The following is a 20,194-nucleotide window of genomic DNA, read 5'->3' as shown; positions in this document are numbered from 1 at the left end:
TCAGTTGCGCTCCATGTCAATGTCAATACCCAACGAGCGGATTTCTTTTACCAACACGTTGAAGGATTCGGGCATGCCAGCATCAATTGTGTGCTCGCCCTTGACGATGTTTTCGTAAACCTTGGTACGGCCTGCGACGTCATCGGACTTCACTGTCAGCATTTCCTGCAAGACATATGAAGCACCGTATGCTTCGAGGGCCCAAACTTCCATCTCACCAAAGCGCTGACCACCAAACTGAGCTTTACCGCCCAGTGGCTGTTGCGTTACTAAGGAGTAAGGTCCGGTTGAACGTGCATGCATCTTGTCATCGACCAAATGGTGAAGTTTCAAGACGTGCATTACGCCAACAGTTACAGGACGCTCAAACTGATCGCCAGTACGGCCGTCACACAAAATCATTTGCTGACGTGAAGGCGTCATCTTTAATGAAGTAGCTACTTCATCTGGATAAGCCAACTCGAGCATGCGACCAATTTCTGCTTCAGTAGCACCATCAAACACTGGAGTAGCAAATGGCAAGCCTTGGCGTAAATTCTCAGCCAAAACATTGATCTGCTCATCAGTGAAGTTATCGATATCTTCGATACGACCGGTTTCGTTGTAAAGCTGCTTCATGAACTTACGGAGTTCAGCTTGTTTAGCCTGCTGACGAACCATCTCGTCAATACGCTTACCAATACCTTGAGCTGCCCAACCTAAGTGGGTTTCCAAGATCTGACCGACGTTCATACGGGAAGGAACACCTAATGGATTCAAGACGATGTCAACAGGACGTCCATCAGCCATAAATGGCATATCTTCGGCTGGAGCGATTTTAGAAACCACACCTTTGTTACCGTGACGACCAGCCATCTTGTCACCAGGCTGTAAGCGACGCTTGACTGCCAAGTACACCTTAACCATCTTGGTTACGCCAGGCTGCAAATCATCGCCCTGGGTAAGCTTGGTGCGCTTCTCTTCAAAAGCTTCGTCAAACTGCTTACGCTTCGCTTCGATAGAAGATTTGATTGCTTCAACTTGTGTGGCAACCTCATCATCCGCCGGACGAACGTCAAACCAATGGTATTTGTCTAAGTCTGCAAGATATTCCTTGTCGATCTTAGTGCCTTTAGCTAATTTCTGAGGACCACCATTGGCAACCTTACCAATCAACAGTTTTTCTAAACGCATGAAGGCATCGCCTTCAACAATACGCAACTGGTCATTTAAGTCCAAACGATAGCGTTGTAATTCTTCTTGAATAATTGACTGTGCGCGTGCATCGCGCTCAATACCTTCACGAGTGAAGACTTGAACATCAATAACAGTACCGATCATTCCAGATGGAACGCGCAAAGAAGTATCTTTAACGTCAGATGCCTTTTCGCCGAAGATCGCACGGAGGAGTTTCTCTTCTGGAGTGAGAGTAGTCTCACCCTTTGGAGTTACCTTACCAACCAATACGTCACCAGCCTCAACTTCAGCACCGATATAAACAATACCGCTCTCGTCCAAGCGGGAGAGTTGTGACTCAGCCAAGTTGGAGATATCGCGTGTAATTTCTTCTGAACCAAGCTTGGTATCACGAGCAACAACCGACAACTCTTCAATATGAATAGAGGTGTAACGGTCATCAGCAACAACTTTCTCAGAGATCAAGATTGAATCCTCGAAGTTGTAACCGTTCCATGGCATAAATGCCACAGTCATGTTTTGACCCAAAGCCAATTCGCCCAAATCGGTAGATGCACCGTCAGCAACTACGTCGCCACGGGCTACACGATCACCAGCCTGAACGATTGGACGTTGGTTGATGTTGGTATTTTGGTTTGAACGGGTGTACTTGATGAGGTTATAAATATCCACACCGACTTCACCGGCCGCTGTCTCGTCATCGTTTACACGAATAACTACACGGTTTGCGTCAACATAGTCAACGATACCGCCGCGGGAAGCCAAAATAACCGTACCTGAGTCAACTGCAACAATGCGCTCTAAACCGGTACCAACCAATGGCTTATCTGGACGCAAGCAAGGAACCGCTTGACGTTGCATATTCGCACCCATCAACGCACGGTTCGCATCATCATGCTCCAAGAATGGAACCAATGAAGCAGCAGCAGAAACGATCTGACTTGGAGCAACGTCGATGAAATCGATACGCTCTGGGCTCACCATCATGGTCTCACCAGCTTGACGTGCTGAAACCAATTCATCGGCTAACTTACCGCTCTTGTCGATCGTTGCGTTTGCCTGAGCAATAACGTATTTCGCTTCTTCAATCGCAGAGAGGTAAACAACTTCGTCGCTTACTTTGCTATTGGAAACTTTACGATATGGGGTCTCTAAGAAACCATGCTCATTCAAACGCGCAAATAACGCGAGAGAGTTGATCAGACCAATGTTTGGTCCTTCTGGAGTTTCAATTGGGCAAACACGTCCGTAGTGGGTTGGATGTACGTCACGCACTTCGAAACCTGCGCGCTCACGTGTCAAACCACCAGGTCCCAACGCAGAAATACGACGCTTATGCGTAATCTCTGACAATGGGTTTGTTTGGTCCATAAACTGGGACAACTGTGAAGAACCAAAGAACTCACGAATTGCTGAAGAGATTGGCTTGCTATTAATCAAATCATGCGGCATGAGGTTTTCAGTTTCAGCTTGGCCGAGACGTTCTTTAACCGCACGCTCAACACGTGACAAACCTGCGCGGAATTGATTCTCTGCCAACTCACCTACGCAACGTACACGACGATTACCTAAGTGATCGATGTCATCGACTTCGCCTTTACCGTTACGCAAGTCAACCAAAGACTTGATGGTGTCGAGGATGTCTTCATCCGACAAAACCATTTTGCCTTCCATCTCTGAACGACCGAGACGGCTATTTACTTTCATACGGCCAACGCGTGATAAATCGTAGCTATCTTCGTTGTAGAACAAGCGCTGGAACAAAGCTTCAACAGCATCTTCTGTTGGAGGCTCACCAGGACGCATCATGCGATAGATGGCGATACGAGCAGCCATTTGATCGGCAGTTTCATCAGTACGCAATGTCTGTGAAATGTACGCGCCAGAATCCAAATCATTGGTGTAGATGGTTTCCAATTGCTTGATGCCTGCATCGCGCAATGTAGCCAACAACTCTTCAGTGATTTCATCATTAGCGTAAGCCAAGATTTCACCAGAGTCTGGATCGATAATGTTGCGTGCAACTACACGGCCAACTAAGTAGTCATCTGGAACAACGATGTTTTTAGTTTTAGCTGCTTCGAGTTCACGAATATGTTTTGCATTGATACGCTTGTCTTTTTGAATGACAACAACGCCATTCTTATCAAGCACATCAAAGTTAGCCAACTGACCACGCAAACGCTCTGGAACAAATTCCATTGACGCGCCATTTGCGCTCAATGAGAAATGGTCAAAGTTAAAGAAGTTTGCAAGAATCTGTTCGTTGTTTAAGCCAATTGCTTTGAGCAAAATGGTGACAGGCATCTTACGACGACGGTCAACGCGGAAATACAGAATATCTTTTGGATCAAATTCAAAATCAAGCCATGAACCACGGTAAGGAATGATGCGTGCTGAGAACAGCAACTTACCTGAGCTATGTGTCTTGCCCTTATCGTGCTCGAAGAACACGCCTGGGGAACGGTGCAACTGAGAAACGATGACGCGCTCAGTGCCGTTGATCACAAAAGAGCCGTTATCTGTCATGAGTGGAATTTCACCCATGTAGACTTCGCTCTCTTTTACCTCTTTAACCTTAGTTGGTGCTTCGCGATCATAAATAATCAAACGAACTTTTGCACGCAAGGCTGAGTGGTATGTGTAACCACGTTGTTGACATTCTTTAACGTCAAACGGTGGCTGTGACAACTGGTATGACACGTATTCCATACGTGCGTAGCCATTGTTGGACACAATTGGGAATGCTGATGTAAAGGCAGCTTGAAGTCCCTCTGTAAGACGAGACATTGCTGGCTTTTCAGCCTGTAAAAATTTAGCGTAGGATTCCAGCTGCGTTGCGATCAGGTATGGAACCTGATGATTATTTACTCGCTTAGCAAAGCTTTTACGGACTCGCTTGCGTTCGGTGAAGCTGTAGTTCATTTCATCTCCGAATTCAGCGACTGTACAAAGATTTGGCGATTGGCCACTACCAATCACTGGCGGACAACACTAAATCGAAAGATTCAGTGTCCGACCAAACTTGCATTCTGCAGTCGTATCAGAAGGCAAACCCGATTTCAATCACAAATGAAATCGGGTTTGACCTCTAAAGATCAAACCCAACGTAACTAACGACTCCTTTTGGGAGGCGTTAGAAAAGTTTGTATTACTTGATTTCTGACTTAGCGCCTGCTTCGTCAAGCTTCTTCTTAGCTTCTTCAGCTGTCTTCTTATCAACAGCTTCTTTGATTGGCTTTGGTGCGCCATCAACTAAGTCTTTAGCCTCTTTTAAACCAAGACCAGTAATTTCGCGAACAGCTTTAATTACTGAAACTTTATTTGCGCCAGCTTCGAGCAAGTTAACAGTAAATTCTGTCTGCTCTTCAGCAGCAGCGCCGCCAGCTGCACCAGCAGGACCAGCAACAGCCATCGCTGCAGCCGAAACGCCAAACTTCTCTTCAAACGCCTTAACCAAGTCGTTCAAATCCATAACGGACATGCTACCTACTGCATCAATGATTTCTTCTTTAGTAATCGCCATTTTTAGCTCCTAATACTTAAATAGTTAATCTGTCGCTTATTCAGCGGCAGGGGTTTGCGGTGTTTCTGTTCCAGCTTCTGGGGCTGCAGGCTCAGCAGCTGCTTCTGGAGCGGCCGCTTCAGCAACTACTTCTGCTGGTGCTGCTGCTTCAACTACAGGTGCTGCAACTGGAGCAGGTGCTCCGGCTGATTTTTGCGCTGCTACTGCGCCCAATACGCGAGCCATCGCAGATACCGGTGCCAACATCACACCCAACAACTGAGATAACAACTCGTCGCGGCTTGGAATTGTTGCAAGGGCTTTTACGCCTGCAACGTCTAACAACTTGCCGTTATATAAGCCAGCAGTAATGACTAGCTTGTCTTGAGTTTTGGCAAAGTTCTGCAATACTTTTGCCGAAGCAATCGGATCAGCAGAGATGCCATAGATCAAGGGCCCAACCATCGAATCAGCAAGAGGCTCAAACTGTGTGCCTTGTGCAGCACGGCGTGCCAATGTGTTCTTCAAAACGCGAAGATATACACCTTGATCACGTGCGCTAGCACGTAGCTTTGTCAACTGCTCTACTGGAATACCACGGTATTCAGCGAGCACGACTGTTTGAGCTCCAGCCAATTGAGCGCCGACATCAGCAACAATCGCTTTTTTGTCTTGTACATTCAAAGGCACGGTTTAACTCCTTAAAAACCAACTGTTTCCAGTTGGGGTTACACACCAGCGTCTGATCATTTGTCACAAGAAATTCTTGTGAAATCTTTTCAGGGTCGCCATCTGCGCTGGCTATTACTTTCGTAACGATTAAGAATTAGTTCTGAATAAGCAATTAATTCACCAACGGTCTTTGATGTTCGACTCTCGCTCAAAGAGCGGGAATCGACCCAAAGTTCTTTTTGCTACAGGCTAATTACTGAGCAGCCTGTATCGATGCCTGGTCAACACGTACGCCTGCACCCATGGTGCTGCTTACGGCAACCTTCTTTAAATAAATGCCCTTAGATGCAGGTGGCTTAGCTTTGTTCAAAGCCTCAAGCAATGCTAGCAAGTTTGATTTCAAAGCAGCTGGCTCGAATGAACGACGGCCAATGCTTGCGTGCACGATACCGGCTTTGTCCACACGGAATTGCACTTGACCTGCTTTTGCATTCTTAACTGCAGTAGCAACGTCAGGAGTAACAGTTCCCACTTTTGGATTCGGCATCAAACCACGTGGGCCCAATACTTGACCTAAAGTACCAACAATCTTCATTGTGTCAGGGGATGCAATCAAAATATCAAAATCGATTTTGCCGCCTTTAATTTGATCGGCAAGGTCTTCCATGCCAACGATCTCAGCACCAGCAGCTTTAGCTTGTTCAGCTTTTTCGCCTTGTGCAAATACCGCTACACGAACATGCTTACCCGTACCGGCTGGGAGCACAACCGCGCCACGCACAACTTGGTCAGATTTCTTGGCATCAATACCCAACTGAACTGCTACGTCGATAGACTCATCGAACTTCGCAGTTGCACATTCTTTAACAAGATTCAATGCATCTTCTAATGCATAAAACTTGTTGCGGTCTACTTTAGATTCGATCGCTTTTAAACGCTTAGATAACTTAGTCATGATTAGAGACCTTCCACTGTGATGCCCATTGAGCGGGCGCTACCAGCGATTGTTCTTACAGCAGCATCCATATCGGCAGCTGTCAAATCTGGCATTTTTGCTTTAGCAATTTCTTCCGCTTGAGCACGGGTAATTTTTCCTACCTTATCGGTATGGGGGCGTGGTGATCCTTTTTCGATCTTTGCAGCCTTTTTAATCATGATGGTCGCTGGAGGCGTCTTCATGATGAAAGTGAAGCTCTTATCAGCAAACGCTGTAATCACGACTGGAATTGGAAGACCAGGTTCCATGCTCTGAGTTTGAGCATTAAACGCCTTACAGAATTCCATAATATTGAGACCGCGTTGACCCAATGCTGGACCTACGGGAGGCGATGGATTTGCTTTACCTGCAGGAATCTGCAGCTTGATAAAGCCAATGATCTTCTTTGCCATTGATTGCTCCTAAAAGCGCGTCTGACCCTACTAGGAAAGACCGCTGTTGAGTAAACGCTTCACTAGTTTTTGGCTTTCTAGATCCGCTCCTCGGTTATTGCTAACCACTTAAATCCACTACTTTTTTACAAACACCCAAAAAAAACTGGGTGCTTTTACATCTTTTCTACCTGACCGAACTCCAGCTCAACTGGTGTACCGCGGCCAAATATTGTAACAGAAACACGCAGTCTTGACTTCTCATAGTTCACTTCCTCAACGTTTCCGTTAAAGTCTGTAAACGGGCCTTCTTTAACACGAACCATCTCACCCACTTCAAAGAGAGTCTTCGGCTTCGGCTTATCAACGCCAGCCTGCATTTGATCCATGATTTTGGTCACTTCAGCCGTAGAAATTGGGCTTGGTCGATTTCTTACCCCGCCAACAAAACCAGTCACTTTTGGTGTATTTTTCACCAAATGCCAGCTCTCATCGGTCATTTCCATCTCGATTAATACATAGCCTGGGAAAAAACGGCGCTCAGATACTGATTTAGTACCAGACTTGATTTCTACAACCTCTTCGGAGGGAACCAAGATACGGCCAAATTTTTCAGGCATTCCAGAACGTGCAATACGCTCCTCAAGACCTCTTTTAACACTTTTTTCCATGCCTGAATAAGCATGAATCACGTACCAGCGCATGTTGCCAGTAGCTTGTGGATTTGAGACTAATTCAGCATCAATCATTTTTTACTCACTTCCAGCCCAAGAAGACTGAAAAAACTAGCCATTCAATTAATTTGTCTGCAATCCATAAAAACAAGGACATGATCAGAACAAAGCCAAATACGACTAGAGTCATTTGAGTCGTCTCTTTGCGAGTCGGCCAAACAACCTTTTTTACTTCATACCAAGAATCTTTTGCGTAAGCAATGAAACGACGTCCATCTGCCGACATTGCCACAATCAAAACTGCCAGAGCGATGCCGCCTAACAAAACAGCTAAACGAATCAATAAAGATTGATCTGCCAACGTATAGTAAAGAACTAACGCTGCAACGACGATTAAAGCGGCGAGTCCGGAGACCCAGCCACTCTTTTCTTCAGTATTACCTGCTGTATGTTGAGACATATTACTTTCAGTTCAAATCGTGGCAGGGGCGGAGGGCATCGAACCCCCAACCTTTGGTTTTGGAGACCAACGCTCTGCCAATTGAGCTACACCCCTTTATTAAAACTATTAAGCCAAAATCTTTGCAACCACGCCGGCGCCAACAGTACGGCCACCTTCACGGATCGCAAAACGTAAACCTTCTTCCATCGCAATCGGCGCGATGAGTTTGACGGTAATTGTGACGTTATCACCAGGCATCACCATTTCTTTATCTTTTGGCAACTCGATTGAACCAGTTACGTCCGTAGTACGGAAGTAAAACTGTGGACGATAGTTGTTAAAGAATGGAGTATGACGGCCACCTTCATCTTTACCCAAGATGTAAACCTCGGCTGTAAAGTGAGTATGTGGGGTGATTGAACCTGGCTTAGCCAATACTTGGCCGCGCTCAACTTCTTCACGCTTTGTACCGCGTAACAAGATACCAACGTTATCGCCTGCTTGACCTTGATCGAGCAATTTGCGGAACATTTCAACACCAGTACAAGTTGTCTTGAGTGTTGGCTTGATGCCAATAATTTCAATCTCTTCGCCAACTTTAACAATACCGCGCTCAATACGGCCTGTTACAACAGTACCGCGACCAGAGATAGAGAACACGTCCTCTACTGGCATTAAGAACGCACCGTCAACAGCACGCTCTGGAGTCGGGATGTATGAGTCAAGTGCATCAGCTAACTTCATGATGGCTTCTTTACCCAATGGGCCTTCGTCGCCTTCAAGTGCTAACTTAGCAGAACCTTGAACGATTGGTGTGTCATCGCCTGGGAAGTCGTACTTAGATAAAAGCTCACGAACTTCCATTTCTACGAGCTCTAACAACTCAGCGTCATCTACCATGTCGCACTTGTTCAAGAACACGATGATGTATGGAACACCCACTTGGCGTGCCAAGAGGATGTGCTCACGAGTTTGTGGCATTGGGCCGTCAGCTGCAGAGCAAACCAAAATTGCGCCGTCCATCTGAGCAGCACCAGTAATCATGTTCTTAACGTAGTCAGCATGTCCTGGGCAATCCACGTGTGCGTAGTGACGATTCGCTGTCTCATACTCAACGTGTGCTGTATTAATCGTAATACCACGTGCTTTTTCTTCGGGAGCAGCGTCGATCTGATCGTATGCTTTTGCTTCGCCACCGAATGCTTTAGAAAGCACGGTTGCAATTGCTGCTGTCAATGTGGTTTTACCGTGGTCAACGTGACCAATGGTGCCAACGTTTACGTGCGGTTTTGTCCGCTCAAACTTTTCTTTTGCCATTTTTTGTCTGCCTTTAGTTAACTCTTAAACCAACACACGAAATTAAAATTTTTACTTCATAAGCCATGGTGCCCATGGGCAGGATCGAACTGCCGACCTCTCCCTTACCAAGGGAGTGCTCTACCACTGAGCCACATGGGCAAATACAAATACCGTTAAAACTGGAGCGGGATAAGAGAATCGAACTCTTGACCGAAGATTGGAAATCTGCTGTTTTACCATTAAACTAATCCCGCACATCTGGTGGAGGGGGTAGGATTCGAACCTACGTAGGCATAGCCAACAGATTTACAGTCTGCCTCCTTTAGCCGCTCGGACACCCCTCCGCGAACCCAATATTCTGACTCCAAATGGAGTTTCTGTCAATCTCTTAAACCTCAAAACACTTTGCACAAGTAAAAACGCCCAGACCTAAGAGGGTCTGGGCGTCGCATTGGTGCCCGGCAGTTACCTACTTTCACACGGGTAATCCGCACTATCATCGGCGTAAAGTCGTTTCACTGTCCTGTTCGGGATGGGAAGGAGTGGTTCCAACTTGCTATGGTCACCGGGCGTAGAGGGTCGAGTTGTTGATAATTATCAGCAACTCTATTTGAGTAAGCATGTAATTAAGGATGCAGATTAAATCTGGCAAACATCCAACACAATAGTGCTGGTTATAGGATCAAGCCTAACGGGCAATTAGTATCAGTTAGCTTAACGCATTACTGCGCTTCCACACCTGACCTATCAACGTTGTGGTCTTCAACGACCCTTTATGTAGGTTAAACCTACGGGAGATCTCATCTTCAGGCAAGTTTCCCGCTTAGATGCTTTCAGCGGTTATCTCTTCCGTACATAGCTACCCTGCGATGCTTCTGGCGAAACAACAGGTACACCAGCGGTACGTCCACTCCGGTCCTCTCGTACTAGGAGCAGCCCCCGTCAAATCTCCAACGCCCATGGCAGATAGGGACCAAACTGTCTCACGACGTTTTAAACCCAGCTCACGTACCTCTTTAAATGGCGAACAGCCATACCCTTGGGACCGGCTACAGCCCCAGGATGAGATGAGCCGACATCGAGGTGCCAAACACCGCCGTCGATATGAACTCTTGGGCGGTATCAGCCTGTTATCCCCAGAGTACCTTTTATCCGTTGAGCGATGGCCCTTCCATACAGAACCACCGGATCACTATGACCTGCTTTCGCACCTGCTCGACTTGTCGGTCTCGCAGTTAAGCACGCTTTTGCCATTGCACTTTAGGTACGATGTCCGACCGTACCAAGCGTACCTTCGTACTCCTCCGTTACACTTTGGGAGGAGACCGCCCCAGTCAAACTGCCTACCATGCACTGTTCCCGACCCAGATAATGGGCCAAGGTTAGAACCTCAAACAAACCAGGGTGGTATTTCAAGGTTGGCTCCAGCGGAACTAGCATCCCGCTTTCAACGCCTCCCACCTATCCTACACAGACCGGTTCAAAGTCCAATGCAAAGCTACAGTAAAGGTTCATGGGGTCTTTCCGTCTAGCCACGGGTAGATTGCATCATCACAAACATTTCAACTTCGCTGAGTCTCAGGAGGAGACAGTGTGGCCATCGTTACGCCATTCGTGCAGGTCGGAACTTACCCGACAAGGAATTTCGCTACCTTAGGACCGTTATAGTTACGGCCGCCGTTTACTGGGACTTCAATCAAGAGCTTGCACCCCATCATTTAATCTTCCAGCACCGGGCAGGCGTCACACCCTATACGTCCACTTTCGTGTTTGCAGAGTGCTGTGTTTTTATTAAACAGTCGCAGCCACCTTTTTATTGCAACCCTTTCGTCCTCCCCTTGTACAGGGTCAAACTACCAGGGCGTACCTTATCCCGAAGTTACGGTACAAATTTGCCGAGTTCCTTCTCCTGAGTTCTCTCAAGCGCCTTAGAATACTCATCTCGCCCACCTGTGTCGGTTTGCGGTACGGTCTTGTTAGACTGAAGCTTAGAGGCTTTTCTTGGAACCACTTCCAATTGCTTCGCGAATAAATTCGCTCGTCTCACGCCCTTGAATTACGCTACCGGATTTACCTAATAGCCATCTCCAACGCAAGAACCGGGACTTCCAACACCCGGACAACTTTCCGCGATCCGTCCCCCCATCGCATCTAACAATGGTCAAGGAATATTAACCTTGTTCCCATCAGCTACGCATCTCTGCCTCGCCTTAGGGGCCGACTCACCCTGTTCCGATGAACGTTGAACAGGAAACCTTGGGCTTACGGCGAGGGGGCTTTTCACCCCCTTTATCGCTACTCATGTCAGCATTCGCACTTCTGATACCTCCAGCATCCTTTACAAGACACCTTCACAGGCTTACAGAACGCTCTCCTACCATCACATTGCTGTGATCCGCAGCTTCGGTTATATGCTTAGCCCCGTTACATCTTCCGCGCAGGACGACTCGATCAGTGAGCTATTACGCTTTCTTTAAAGGATGGCTGCTTCTAAGCCAACCTCCTGACTGTTTTAGCCTTCCCACTTCGTTTCCCACTTAGCATATATTAGGGACCTTAGCTGGCGGTCTGGGTTGTTTCCCTCTTGACACCGGACGTTAGCACCCGATGTCTGTCTCCCGTGCTTGCACTTGTAGGTATTCGGAGTTTGCTATGGCGCAGTAATCCGCAATGGACCCCACTACCATGACAGTGCTCTACCCCCTACAGTGATACACGAGGCACTACCTAAATAGTTTTCGGAGAGAACCAGCTATTTCCAGTTTTGTTTAGCCTTTCACCCCTATCCACAGCTCATCCCCTAACTTTTCAACGTTAGTGGGTTCGGTCCTCCAGTACGTGTTACCGCACCTTCAACCTGGCCATGGATAGATCAACTGGTTTCGGGTCTACACCCAGCAACTAGCGCCCTATTCGGACTCGCTTTCGCTACGCCTTCCCTATTCGGTTAAGCTTGCTACTGAATGTAAGTCGCTGACCCATTATACAAAAGGTACGCAGTCACCCCTTACGAGGCTCCTACTGTTTGTATGCACACAATTTCAGGATCTATTTCACTCCCCTCCCGGGGTTCTTTTCGCCTTTCCCTCACGGTACTTGTTCACTATCGGTCGATTACGAGTATTTAGCCTTGGAGGATGGTCCCCCCATATTCAGACAGGATTTCACGTGTCCCGCCCTACTTGTCTCTAGCCTAGTACCACCCAATAATTTTCACATACGGGACTATCACCCTTTATTGTCGGACTTTCCATTCCGTTCTGTTAATTACTGAGCTATCACTAGAAGGCTGTTCCCATTTCGCTCGCCACTACTCTGGGAATCTCGGTTGATGTCTTTTCCTCTTGCTACTTAGATGTTTCAGTTCACAAGGTTCGCTTCTCATACCCTATGTATTCAGGTATGGATACCACAAAAGTGGTGGGTTTCCCCATTCAGAAATCCCCGGATCAAAGCTTATTTACCAGCTCCCCGGGGCTTATCGCAGGTTATAACGTCTTTCGTCGCCTGTAATCGCCAAGGCATCCATCATGTGCACTTATTCACTTGATCCTATAACGAGCACCATTGCTAGTACCTGTTACAGGTTTACTTCTACTTCTGACATGTTTGCCGTAATCCAAACTGTAAGTACTTTGTTAAGAACTTGGTAAAACTCGTTTGTATTACTGATTGATGATTCAATCTTTACCCTTATTACATTGTCAAATGTTCTCTCAAAGAAACATTTGACACTTTGCTTACTCAAATTTTTAAAGAACAGCCATAAATGGCAAAAATAAACGATTAAATGTTCGCTTAGTTTTGACATTTAGATGATGGTGGAGGATGACGGGATCGAACCGACGACCCCCTGCTTGCAAAGCAGGTGCTCTCCCAGCTGAGCTAATCCCCCAACGTCCCACTAAGTCTTGTTTCTGGCTGGTGGTGGGTCTGGTAGGACTTGAACCTACGACCCCTGCGTTATCAACACAGTGCTCTAACCAGCTGAGCTACAGACCCGTGGCTTTTATTGTCAACCGATAAGTGTGGGCACTAGAGCTCCAGCATCTTTCTCTAGAAAGGAGGTGATCCAGCCGCACCTTCCGATACGGCTACCTTGTTACGACTTTACCCCAGTCATGAACCCTGCCGTGGCAGTCGCCCTCCTTGCGGTTAGGCTAACGGCTTCTGGCAAAACCCACTCCCATGGTATGACGGGCGGTGTGTACAAGACCCGGGAACGTATTCACCGCGACATTCTGATCCGCGATTACTAGCGATTCCAGCTTCACGTAGTCGAGTTGCAGACTACGATCCGGACTACGATGCATTTTCTGAGATTAGCTCCCCCTCGCGGGTTGGCAACCCTCTGTATGCACCATTGTATGACGTGTGAAGCCCTACCCATAAGGGCCATGAGGACTTGACGTCATCCCCACCTTCCTCCGGTTTGTCACCGGCAGTCTCTTTAGAGTGCTCTTGCGTAGCAACTAAAGACAAGGGTTGCGCTCGTTGCGGGACTTAACCCAACATCTCACGACACGAGCTGACGACAGCCATGCAGCACCTGTGTTCACTTTCCCTTACGGGCACCTAATGTATCTCTACTTCGTTAGTGACATGTCAAGGGTAGGTAAGGTTTTTCGCGTTGCATCGAATTAATCCACATCATCCACCGCTTGTGCGGGTCCCCGTCAATTCCTTTGAGTTTTAATCTTGCGACCGTACTCCCCAGGCGGCTGACTTCACGCGTTAGCTACGTTACTCAGGATGTAAATCCCGAACAACTAGTCAGCATCGTTTAGGGCGTGGACTACCAGGGTATCTAATCCTGTTTGCTCCCCACGCTTTCGTGCATGAGCGTCAGTGTTATCCCAGGGGGCTGCCTTCGCCATTGGTATTCCTCCACATATCTACGCATTTCACTGCTACACGTGGAATTCTACCCCCCTCTGACACACTCTAGCTATACAGTCACAGGCGCCATTCCCAGGTTAAGCCCGGGGATTTCACGCCTGTCTTGTATAACCGCCTGCGCACGCTTTACGCCCAGTAATTCCGATTAACGCTCGCACCCTACGTATTACCGCGGCTGCTGGCACGTAGTTAGCCGGTGCTTATTCTTCAGGTACCGTCATTCCCGGACTGTGTTAGAGCCGGTGTTTCTTCCCTGACAAAAGAGCTTTACAACCCGAAGGCCTTCTTCACTCACGCGGCATTGCTGGATCAGGGTTTCCCCCATTGTCCAAAATTCCCCACTGCTGCCTCCCGTAGGAGTCTGGGCCGTGTCTCAGTCCCAGTGTGGCTGATCGTCCTCTCAGACCAGCTACTGATCGTCGCCTTGGTGGGCTTTTACCCCACCAACAAGCTAATCAGGCATCGGCCGCTCTAATCGCGCGAGGTCTTTCGATCCCCCGCTTTCCCCCTCAGGGCGTATGCGGTATTAGCACAGCTTTCGCTGCGTTATCCCCCACGATAAGGTACGTTCCGATGTATTACTCACCCGTTCGCCACTCGCCACCAGGTGCAAGCACCCGTGCTGCCGTTCGACTTGCATGTGTAAGGCATGCCGCCAGCGTTCAATCTGAGCCAGGATCAAACTCTTCAGTTCAATTCCTGTGATCCTTGCGGATCGTCGCACTCATTCAAGAAATTGACTTGGTAATAAAACCAAATCTTTTTACTGTCTATGAGTACTATTTATTTACATCTGTCCCGAAGGACTTGATGCTTTCACTTAGTACCCACAATTATCGGTTGACTAATTTTTAAAGAGGGGCTGATTTGTTTCGTATTTCTAAAAACATCCAGCAGAGAGATGAGACTTTATCCTACTCATTTGGATCTGTCAACACCTTTCGTAGTCTTTTTCTATTAAAAACCGAGGTTTTTTCTTATCTTTGAAATAAATCGTATAAAAAACAGCAGGATAGGCATTAAAAAATATTTTATTTTTTTTGAAAATATACGATTTTCATGGGTGTAGCTGAAAAATAACTGTGTACTGGGGGTTGTTTTTCCTGCTTTGTCGCTTTTTTCTGCACCAAGCCATATGCCTAAGGGAAAACCCTGAATATTCTGATCATTTCTGCTAAGATGTTGCTATGCACAAAAAATTAGCAAACAGTCACTCGCCCAGCAAGCCATATGCAGCAAGCCCGGTTGTTCCTGTTCGCGAATTGCATGCCGGCCATAGGGCTGAGATATTGCATCACTTATTAATCCTAAATGAAGAAGATCGACGCTTGCGTTTTGGCACTCAAACACCTGATGAAGTAATTCATCACTATGTTGAGGGCTTAGATTTCAATAAAGATACGGTGTTTGGTAGCTTTAACTCCCAACTCAGCCTCGTTGGTATGGCGCATTTAGCGTATTTGCCCAAAACTAAAGGCCAGCCACAGGCTGCTGAGTTTGGGGTTTCTGTTCTTCCTGATGGGCGCGGACAGGGTATAGGCACCGCCTTATTGGCGCGCGCTTCTGTTCATTCACGCAATGCTCGTATCGAAACTTTGTTTGTGCATTGCCTGACAAACAATAGGGCCATGATGCATCTGGCTCAAAAAGCCGGAATGAAAGTTGAATATGCTTATGGTGATGCAGATGCTTACTTGAAGTTGCCACCTGCGAATCCAGGCACGATTGTTGAAGAAGCTGCCAATGAGCAATGGGCTGACTTTGACTATGCGCTAAAGGAAAATCTTAAACGATCGAATGATGCGTGGTCTTGGTTTTTAGGTAAGCCCATCATTCGCCCGACTTAATTTGCGCTAGGTGCTCCGCGCAAAATCCAGCTCGCCAATAGGGATACATCGGCATCATTTAATTTCGCATTTGCCGGCATTGGCACAACGCCCCAAGATCCCGAGCCGCCTTTAATAATTTTGTTTTTTAAAAATACTATTGCGCCAGGATCGTTCGCATATTTTTTCGCGACGGCCTGAAAGCCAGGGCCAACAATTTTTTTATCTACAGCGTGACATCCCATGCAAGCATTTTGTTTTGCAACTGTCATCGCTCTCGCGTCATACGTTGATGAATACACACTCAGCGAACACAATGAAAGGAGAGTGGCAAGCAAAAAAAGTTTCACGTCTGATCTGAAAAAATAATTTTGCTAATATGCCACCAAAACAACTTACTGAACCGGGGCTGAGTTAGGCTGAGACTCATCTGCCTTGCCTTGTTTTTCTAAACGTGTTTTTTCTGCGTCAGAAATAATATCGAAGTAGGCGTAAACGTCTTTCACGCCGCTAACATTGCTCGTTAATTTTTTAGCAATCGCCGCTTCATTCTGCGTCAGAATTCCCATCAAATACACACTACTACCTTCAGCAACAATCGCCATCGAATTAGATGGAAGCTTATCCGTGAAAATCATTTGGGTTTTAATTTTAGATTCAAGGTAAGCGTCATTCGCACGAGCTGTAAAGGTGCTGTTTGGTCCAATAACTAATTCATTAAAAACGGAGCGAGCGTTCTTCATCTCCTTCACGTAGGCACCGGCCTGGCCCTTAATATCGGCGTCTTTAACCTCACCCGTCAACAACACTTTTTGATTAAATGAAGTGATGTTGATATGCGCATCATCGCCATAACGCTTAGCCAATGCATTCCCAGCCTCCAGCTCTATTCCCTTATCGATTGCCTGTACAGCTGGTGAGCGACGATCAGCTAAAACACTTGTACCCGCAACAACGCCGCCAACAGCCAGAACCCCACAGCCCGATAAGAATGATGAAATCAAAATCGCAATAAATAATTTGATGGTGAGTGTATTTCTCATATATGACTTTCTGATTGGTGATGCTGTTAATCGAGCAATAGATGATCTACGCCATCACATAGGGCATGGAGTAAAACTAAATGTGTTTCTTGAATACGGGCAGTGCGAGTAGAGGGTGCACATAGGTGAATATCATCCGCATCCAATAGGTTTGCAATTTTTCCACCGCCATTACCCGTCAGGGCAATAATTTTTATACCCATCTTTTTTGCAGCCTCGATTGCCTTCACCACATTTTTTGAATTTCCTGAAGTAGAAATACCCATCAAGATGTCGCTTTTTTTTCCAAGACCGCGCACTTGCTTTGCAAAGATCTCATCATAGCTATAGTCGTTTCCTACCGCAGTCAAAATTGAAGTGTCGGTTGTCAATGCAATCGCGGCCAACTCTTGTCGCTCTCTCTCAAAGCGGCCAATTAGCTCGGCAGCAAAATGCTGCGCATCAGCAGCAGATCCGCCATTACCGCAAGCCATTACTTTTCCACCAGCACGCAAACAGTCTGTCATAGCGACTATGCCGCGAGCAACCTGTTCAGGAAGTATTTTTTCAGCCGCTTGCTTTACAGCAATGCTGTCTAAGAAATGTTGGGATGCGCGAGCGCGCAAACGTTCGAGGGTATCTTTATCCATCATATTATTATGCGCCAAAATTTAGCTAGGATGTCTGTGCTGCCCCTGAATACAAAAGGGACGTATGCTCTTACTTATTAATATCTCTTTTACAAAAGATTGCGCCATGGAATTAAGCTCCTTTGACTTTTTAAAACAGCAGGATCTGCCAGCCGGGGCTTTATATATGATTGCCACCCCCATTGGCAATTTGGGAGACATCACCTTGCGCGCGCTTCATGTGCTCAATTCAGTGGATGGCATTGCCTGTGAAGATACCAGGCATAGCGCGCCTCTGCTTCAACATTTCGGCATTCATAAGAAATGTGTCGCTCTGCATGAGCACAATGAGATCGCTGGCGCTCAAAATATTATTCAGCATCTCTCGCAAAACGAACGCTGGGCCTACATCTCAGACGCAGGTACACCCGGCGTTTCTGATCCAGGCGCAAGACTGGTAAATGCCGTTCAAAAATCAGGCTTTCGAGTGATTCCTATTCCTGGTGCTAGCGCAGTGTCATCGGCCATTTCTGCGAGCGGCTCAGTCATGCTGCCATCAGAAGGTCGATTTCAGTTTCTTGGCTTTTGGCCGAATAAAGCCAAAGAGCGTGGCGTACTCATCCAAGATATTCGAACTAGCTCAAAGGCGAGCATCTTTTTTGAATCGCCACATCAAATACGCGACACACTAATTACACTGAGCAAAGAGCTCGAGCCAGGCCGACAAGTGCTGGTTGGCAGGGAGCTCACCAAAAAATTTGAGCAGCTAGTTACTCTAACTGCTGCAGCTATTCCAGAGTGGCTTGAGAAGGCAGAGAGCCTTAGGGGTGAGTTTATTATTTTGGTAGCAGGTCGCCAGGCTAGCGTAGACGAGGTGCCAGAACATCCGGCTCTATTACTGTGGGCAAATGCATTAAGTCCTTATTTAGGCAGCAAAGAAATTGCCGCCGTACTCGCTCAAGCGCTTGGACTCAGCAAAAAAGAAGCTTACCAGGTGGCGTTAGATGCAAAAGCTAAGAGTGAAGGGCAATAAAACTATTTAGCGGCAGCGGCAGACTCAGCTGGTGCGCTAGCATCTTTGAAATTCAATTGCGCCACAGGCTTAATGAGTTGCTCGGCAGACGCTTCTGTATCTACTCGCTTGCCATTGTTTACAAACACCATCAACAAAAGAATGATGATGAGTGGTACAAAAAAGCTGGCAAACACCATGATGATCAATTGTTTGGGTGACTTAATTAGACTTCCGTGTGCTTCGCTCATAGTACTTTTATTGTTAGACGGGTTGTAAGGTTAAATTTGTCCCAATTATAACGAGACTGTATGGGATCTAGACACTTACAATAGCGTTGTTAGCAAATTCCTCACTAGCGCCCGTAGCTCAGTGGATAGAGTATTGGCCTCCGAAGCCAAGGGTCGCAGGTTCGATTCCTGCCGGGCGCACCAAAACAGAGGGGGTTTTTTGACCTACATCATGCGTAAATTCGTGAAAAAGGCTATCATTTGCACCTAACTTATTGATTTTTATCATGTCAAACCATTTAAATCCTGCACTCTCTGAGCCATCTATAGCTAATCCCTTAGCTCCTGATCTTCCATTGCCGCACCGAAAAGTAATTCGTAGCTGGTTGATCCCAATGGCTCAAGGACAAACCGTGAAAGCGATCGCACTTCTAGCATTTGATGCTGTTTTGTGGCTTGCCTGTATCGCTGGAACGATTTTTGTTGAAAGCATCCTCATCAAGATCATCTTGGGATTGGTTGCTGGTTTTGTTACTGGTCGCATCTTCATCTTAGGTCACGATGCTTGCCATCAAAGTTATACACCACATCGCGAACTAAATAAAGTATTGGGTCGCATAGCGTTTTTGCCGTCCCTGACCCCTTACAGCTTATGGGATGTAGGCCATAACGTAGTTCACCACGGCCAAACTAATCTAAAGGGCTTTGACTTTGTGTGGGCGCCGCTTTCAAAAGCGGAATTTGATGCTCTTCCTTCGTGGCGCAAGGGTTTAGAGCGCCTCTACCGTAGCGGCTGGGGTCCAGTTTTCTACTACCTTATTGAAATCTGGTGGAGACGCGAGTATTTCCCTAACGCCAAGAACAAGCCGGGTGATCGCCCGATTTTCTTAAAAGATAATTTACTGGTAACTGGTTTTGCCATCATCTGGATTAGCTGCCTTATTGCTGGCGCTTTGGCTACAGGCCAATCAATTTGGCTGGGGCTGATTACAGGCTTTGCCATTCCTTTCCTGTTCTGGAATGGAATGATCGGTTTTGTAGTCTATGTTCACCATACCCACCCAAAGGTTTCTTGGTATGACAAAAAATCTGAGTGGTTACGCGCCCAACCTTTCGTATCCACCACAGTGCATTTAACGTTTAACTGGATTTGGGGCTCTTTAATGCACCATATCATGGAGCATACAGCTCACCACGTGGATATGAGCGTCCCCCTTTATCGCCTCCAAGAGGCGCAAAATACCCTGGAAACTATCCTTCCCGAGCGTATTTTTGTCCAAAAGTTCTCTTGGGCCTGGTACTTTGATACCGCTCGCAAGTGCAAGCTGTATGACTTCGAAAACAAGGCCTGGCTTGATTTTGAGGGCAATAAAACGGCCGATTCGGTCAGGGTCGTTCTAAGCCCAGCCCCAGCGGGACAAAACGGGTAAAATAGATCCT

14 protein-coding genes, 7 tRNA genes, 3 rRNA genes and 1 pseudogene are annotated in these 20,194 nt (G+C 46.9%); 4 read left to right on the top strand and 21 right to left on the bottom strand.

What is annotated here, in order from left to right; translation table 11 throughout:
* From rpoB to ICN43_RS01435, 17 genes and pseudogenes are all read right to left on the bottom strand, one after another.
* Nucleotides 1-4,101: a DNA-directed RNA polymerase subunit beta gene (gene rpoB / locus ICN43_RS01515; protein ID WP_216196893.1), complete on the bottom strand. Its 4,101-nt coding sequence runs from the start codon at nt 4,099-4,101 to the stop codon at nt 1-3.
* 226 nt (nt 4,102-4,327) lie between these two features.
* Nucleotides 4,328-4,702: a 50S ribosomal protein L7/L12 gene (rplL, locus tag ICN43_RS01510; RefSeq protein WP_173941805.1), complete on the bottom strand. Its 375-nt coding sequence runs from the start codon at nt 4,700-4,702 to the stop codon at nt 4,328-4,330.
* A gap of 156 nt (nt 4,703-4,858) precedes the next feature.
* Nucleotides 4,859-5,371: pseudogene (rplJ, locus tag ICN43_RS01505) on the bottom strand (50S ribosomal protein L10); the annotation flags it as partial.
* 235 nt (nt 5,372-5,606) lie between these two features.
* Nucleotides 5,607-6,308 carry a 50S ribosomal protein L1 gene (gene rplA, locus ICN43_RS01500; RefSeq protein ID WP_046329371.1) on the bottom strand — a complete coding sequence of 234 codons (702 nt, stop codon included), beginning with the start codon at nt 6,306-6,308 and terminating at the stop codon, nt 5,607-5,609.
* A gap of 2 nt (nt 6,309-6,310) precedes the next feature.
* A complete protein-coding gene (gene rplK, locus ICN43_RS01495) occupies nt 6,311-6,742 on the bottom strand; it encodes a 50S ribosomal protein L11 (protein WP_011901890.1) in 432 nt (143 codons plus the stop codon).
* A 155-nt stretch (nt 6,743-6,897) separates the two neighbouring features.
* Nucleotides 6,898-7,470, bottom strand: coding sequence for a transcription termination/antitermination protein NusG (gene nusG, locus ICN43_RS01490; RefSeq protein WP_216136730.1), 573 nt, complete (start codon nt 7,468-7,470; stop codon nt 6,898-6,900).
* Nucleotides 7,471-7,477: 7 nt separating this feature from the next.
* Entirely contained in the window at nt 7,478-7,855 is a 378-nt protein-coding gene (gene secE / locus ICN43_RS01485) for a preprotein translocase subunit SecE (protein ID WP_216196891.1), read from the bottom strand.
* Nucleotides 7,856-7,875: 20 nt separating this feature from the next.
* A tRNA-Trp gene (locus tag ICN43_RS01480) sits at nt 7,876-7,951 on the bottom strand.
* 12 nt (nt 7,952-7,963) lie between these two features.
* Nucleotides 7,964-9,154: an elongation factor Tu gene (gene tuf / locus ICN43_RS01475; protein ID WP_216196890.1), complete on the bottom strand. Its 1,191-nt coding sequence runs from the start codon at nt 9,152-9,154 to the stop codon at nt 7,964-7,966.
* A 66-nt stretch (nt 9,155-9,220) separates the two neighbouring features.
* Nucleotides 9,221-9,295: transfer RNA gene (locus tag ICN43_RS01470), tRNA-Thr, on the bottom strand.
* Nucleotides 9,296-9,316: 21 nt separating this feature from the next.
* Nucleotides 9,317-9,390: transfer RNA gene (locus ICN43_RS01465), tRNA-Gly, on the bottom strand.
* A 5-nt stretch (nt 9,391-9,395) separates the two neighbouring features.
* Nucleotides 9,396-9,480: transfer RNA gene (locus tag ICN43_RS01460), tRNA-Tyr, on the bottom strand.
* Nucleotides 9,481-9,592: 112 nt separating this feature from the next.
* Nucleotides 9,593-9,706: ribosomal RNA gene (gene rrf / locus ICN43_RS01455) — 5S ribosomal RNA — on the bottom strand.
* A gap of 108 nt (nt 9,707-9,814) precedes the next feature.
* Nucleotides 9,815-12,688: ribosomal RNA gene (locus tag ICN43_RS01450) — 23S ribosomal RNA — on the bottom strand.
* 267 nt (nt 12,689-12,955) lie between these two features.
* Nucleotides 12,956-13,031 (bottom strand) — tRNA-Ala (locus ICN43_RS01445).
* Between the two features lie 30 nt (nt 13,032-13,061).
* Nucleotides 13,062-13,138 (bottom strand) — tRNA-Ile (locus ICN43_RS01440).
* Nucleotides 13,139-13,196: 58 nt separating this feature from the next.
* Nucleotides 13,197-14,729, bottom strand: a 16S ribosomal RNA gene (locus ICN43_RS01435).
* The 16S, 23S and 5S rRNA genes sit together here with 5 tRNA genes alongside, the layout of an rRNA operon.
* A gap of 493 nt (nt 14,730-15,222) precedes the next feature.
* On the opposite strand from ICN43_RS01435, the gene ICN43_RS01430 reads away from it, so the two are divergent.
* The gene (locus ICN43_RS01430) at nt 15,223-15,882 is read left to right on the top strand and encodes a GNAT family N-acetyltransferase (protein WP_216196889.1); all 660 of its coding nucleotides are present in this window, start codon (nt 15,223-15,225) and stop codon (nt 15,880-15,882) included.
* Here the strand turns inward: ICN43_RS01430 and ICN43_RS01425 are convergent.
* The 3 genes from ICN43_RS01425 to ICN43_RS01415 all read right to left on the bottom strand — a co-directional run bounded on the left by ICN43_RS01425 (nt 15,879) and on the right by ICN43_RS01415 (nt 17,533).
* Complete coding sequence (locus ICN43_RS01425) at nt 15,879-16,133, bottom strand: c-type cytochrome (protein WP_255533378.1); 255 nt, start codon at nt 16,131-16,133, stop codon at nt 15,879-15,881. The genes ICN43_RS01430 and ICN43_RS01425 overlap by 4 nt on opposite strands.
* A 123-nt stretch (nt 16,134-16,256) precedes the next feature.
* Nucleotides 16,257-16,904, bottom strand: a complete 648-nt coding sequence (locus ICN43_RS01420) for a BON domain-containing protein (RefSeq protein WP_216196887.1) — start codon at nt 16,902-16,904, stop codon at nt 16,257-16,259.
* A 26-nt stretch (nt 16,905-16,930) separates the two neighbouring features.
* Nucleotides 16,931-17,533 carry a phosphoheptose isomerase gene (locus tag ICN43_RS01415; RefSeq protein ID WP_216199812.1) on the bottom strand — a complete coding sequence of 201 codons (603 nt, stop codon included), beginning with the start codon at nt 17,531-17,533 and terminating at the stop codon, nt 16,931-16,933.
* A 106-nt stretch (nt 17,534-17,639) separates the two neighbouring features.
* Between ICN43_RS01415 and rsmI the strand changes: the two genes are divergently transcribed.
* Nucleotides 17,640-18,545, top strand: a complete 906-nt coding sequence (gene rsmI, locus ICN43_RS01410; protein ID WP_216196886.1) for a 16S rRNA (cytidine(1402)-2'-O)-methyltransferase — start codon at nt 17,640-17,642, stop codon at nt 18,543-18,545.
* 2 nt (nt 18,546-18,547) lie between these two features.
* Here the strand turns inward: rsmI and ICN43_RS01405 are convergent, their stop codons facing one another.
* Nucleotides 18,548-18,775, bottom strand: coding sequence for a hypothetical protein (locus ICN43_RS01405; protein WP_255533377.1), 228 nt, complete (start codon nt 18,773-18,775; stop codon nt 18,548-18,550).
* A 107-nt stretch (nt 18,776-18,882) separates the two neighbouring features.
* Between ICN43_RS01405 and ICN43_RS01400 the strand changes: the two genes are divergently transcribed.
* Both ICN43_RS01400 and ICN43_RS01395 read left to right on the top strand, forming a co-directional pair.
* A tRNA-Arg gene (locus ICN43_RS01400) sits at nt 18,883-18,958 on the top strand.
* 83 nt (nt 18,959-19,041) lie between these two features.
* Nucleotides 19,042-20,184 (top strand): fatty acid desaturase, encoded by a 1,143-nt coding sequence (locus ICN43_RS01395; protein WP_255533376.1) that lies wholly within the window; start codon nt 19,042-19,044, stop codon nt 20,182-20,184.
* Nucleotides 20,185-20,194: the final 10 nt, after the last annotated feature.

The organism is Polynucleobacter sp. UK-Mo-2m-Kol15 (assembly GCF_018881505.1).
Lineage (GTDB): Bacteria > Pseudomonadota > Gammaproteobacteria > Burkholderiales > Burkholderiaceae > Polynucleobacter.
Note: the sequence above shows the minus strand (reverse complement) of the source record. Positions and strands in the feature narration are given on the sequence as shown.

What these genes read in the sequence shown, in the direction of transcription:
- rpoB (WP_216196893.1), bottom strand. Translation starts at nt 4,101, where the DNA reads ATGAACTACAGCTTCACCGAACGCAAGCGAGTCCGTAAAAGCTTTGCT.
- rplL (WP_173941805.1), bottom strand. Translation starts at nt 4,702, where the DNA reads ATGGCGATTACTAAAGAAGAAATCATTGATGCAGTAGGTAGCATGTCC.
- rplA (WP_046329371.1), bottom strand. Translation starts at nt 6,308, where the DNA reads ATGACTAAGTTATCTAAGCGTTTAAAAGCGATCGAATCTAAAGTAGAC.
- rplK (WP_011901890.1), bottom strand. Translation starts at nt 6,742, where the DNA reads ATGGCAAAGAAGATCATTGGCTTTATCAAGCTGCAGATTCCTGCAGGT.
- nusG (WP_216136730.1), bottom strand. Translation starts at nt 7,470, where the DNA reads ATGATTGATGCTGAATTAGTCTCAAATCCACAAGCTACTGGCAACATG.
- secE (WP_216196891.1), bottom strand. Translation starts at nt 7,855, where the DNA reads ATGTCTCAACATACAGCAGGTAATACTGAAGAAAAGAGTGGCTGGGTC.
- tuf (WP_216196890.1), bottom strand. Translation starts at nt 9,154, where the DNA reads ATGGCAAAAGAAAAGTTTGAGCGGACAAAACCGCACGTAAACGTTGGC.
- ICN43_RS01430 (WP_216196889.1), top strand. Translation starts at nt 15,223, where the DNA reads ATGCACAAAAAATTAGCAAACAGTCACTCGCCCAGCAAGCCATATGCA.
- ICN43_RS01425 (WP_255533378.1), bottom strand. Translation starts at nt 16,133, where the DNA reads ATGACAGTTGCAAAACAAAATGCTTGCATGGGATGTCACGCTGTAGAT.
- ICN43_RS01420 (WP_216196887.1), bottom strand. Translation starts at nt 16,904, where the DNA reads ATGAGAAATACACTCACCATCAAATTATTTATTGCGATTTTGATTTCA.
- ICN43_RS01415 (WP_216199812.1), bottom strand. Translation starts at nt 17,533, where the DNA reads ATGGATAAAGATACCCTCGAACGTTTGCGCGCTCGCGCATCCCAACAT.
- rsmI (WP_216196886.1), top strand. Translation starts at nt 17,640, where the DNA reads ATGGAATTAAGCTCCTTTGACTTTTTAAAACAGCAGGATCTGCCAGCC.
- ICN43_RS01405 (WP_255533377.1), bottom strand. Translation starts at nt 18,775, where the DNA reads ATGAGCGAAGCACACGGAAGTCTAATTAAGTCACCCAAACAATTGATC.
- ICN43_RS01395 (WP_255533376.1), top strand. Translation starts at nt 19,042, where the DNA reads ATGTCAAACCATTTAAATCCTGCACTCTCTGAGCCATCTATAGCTAAT.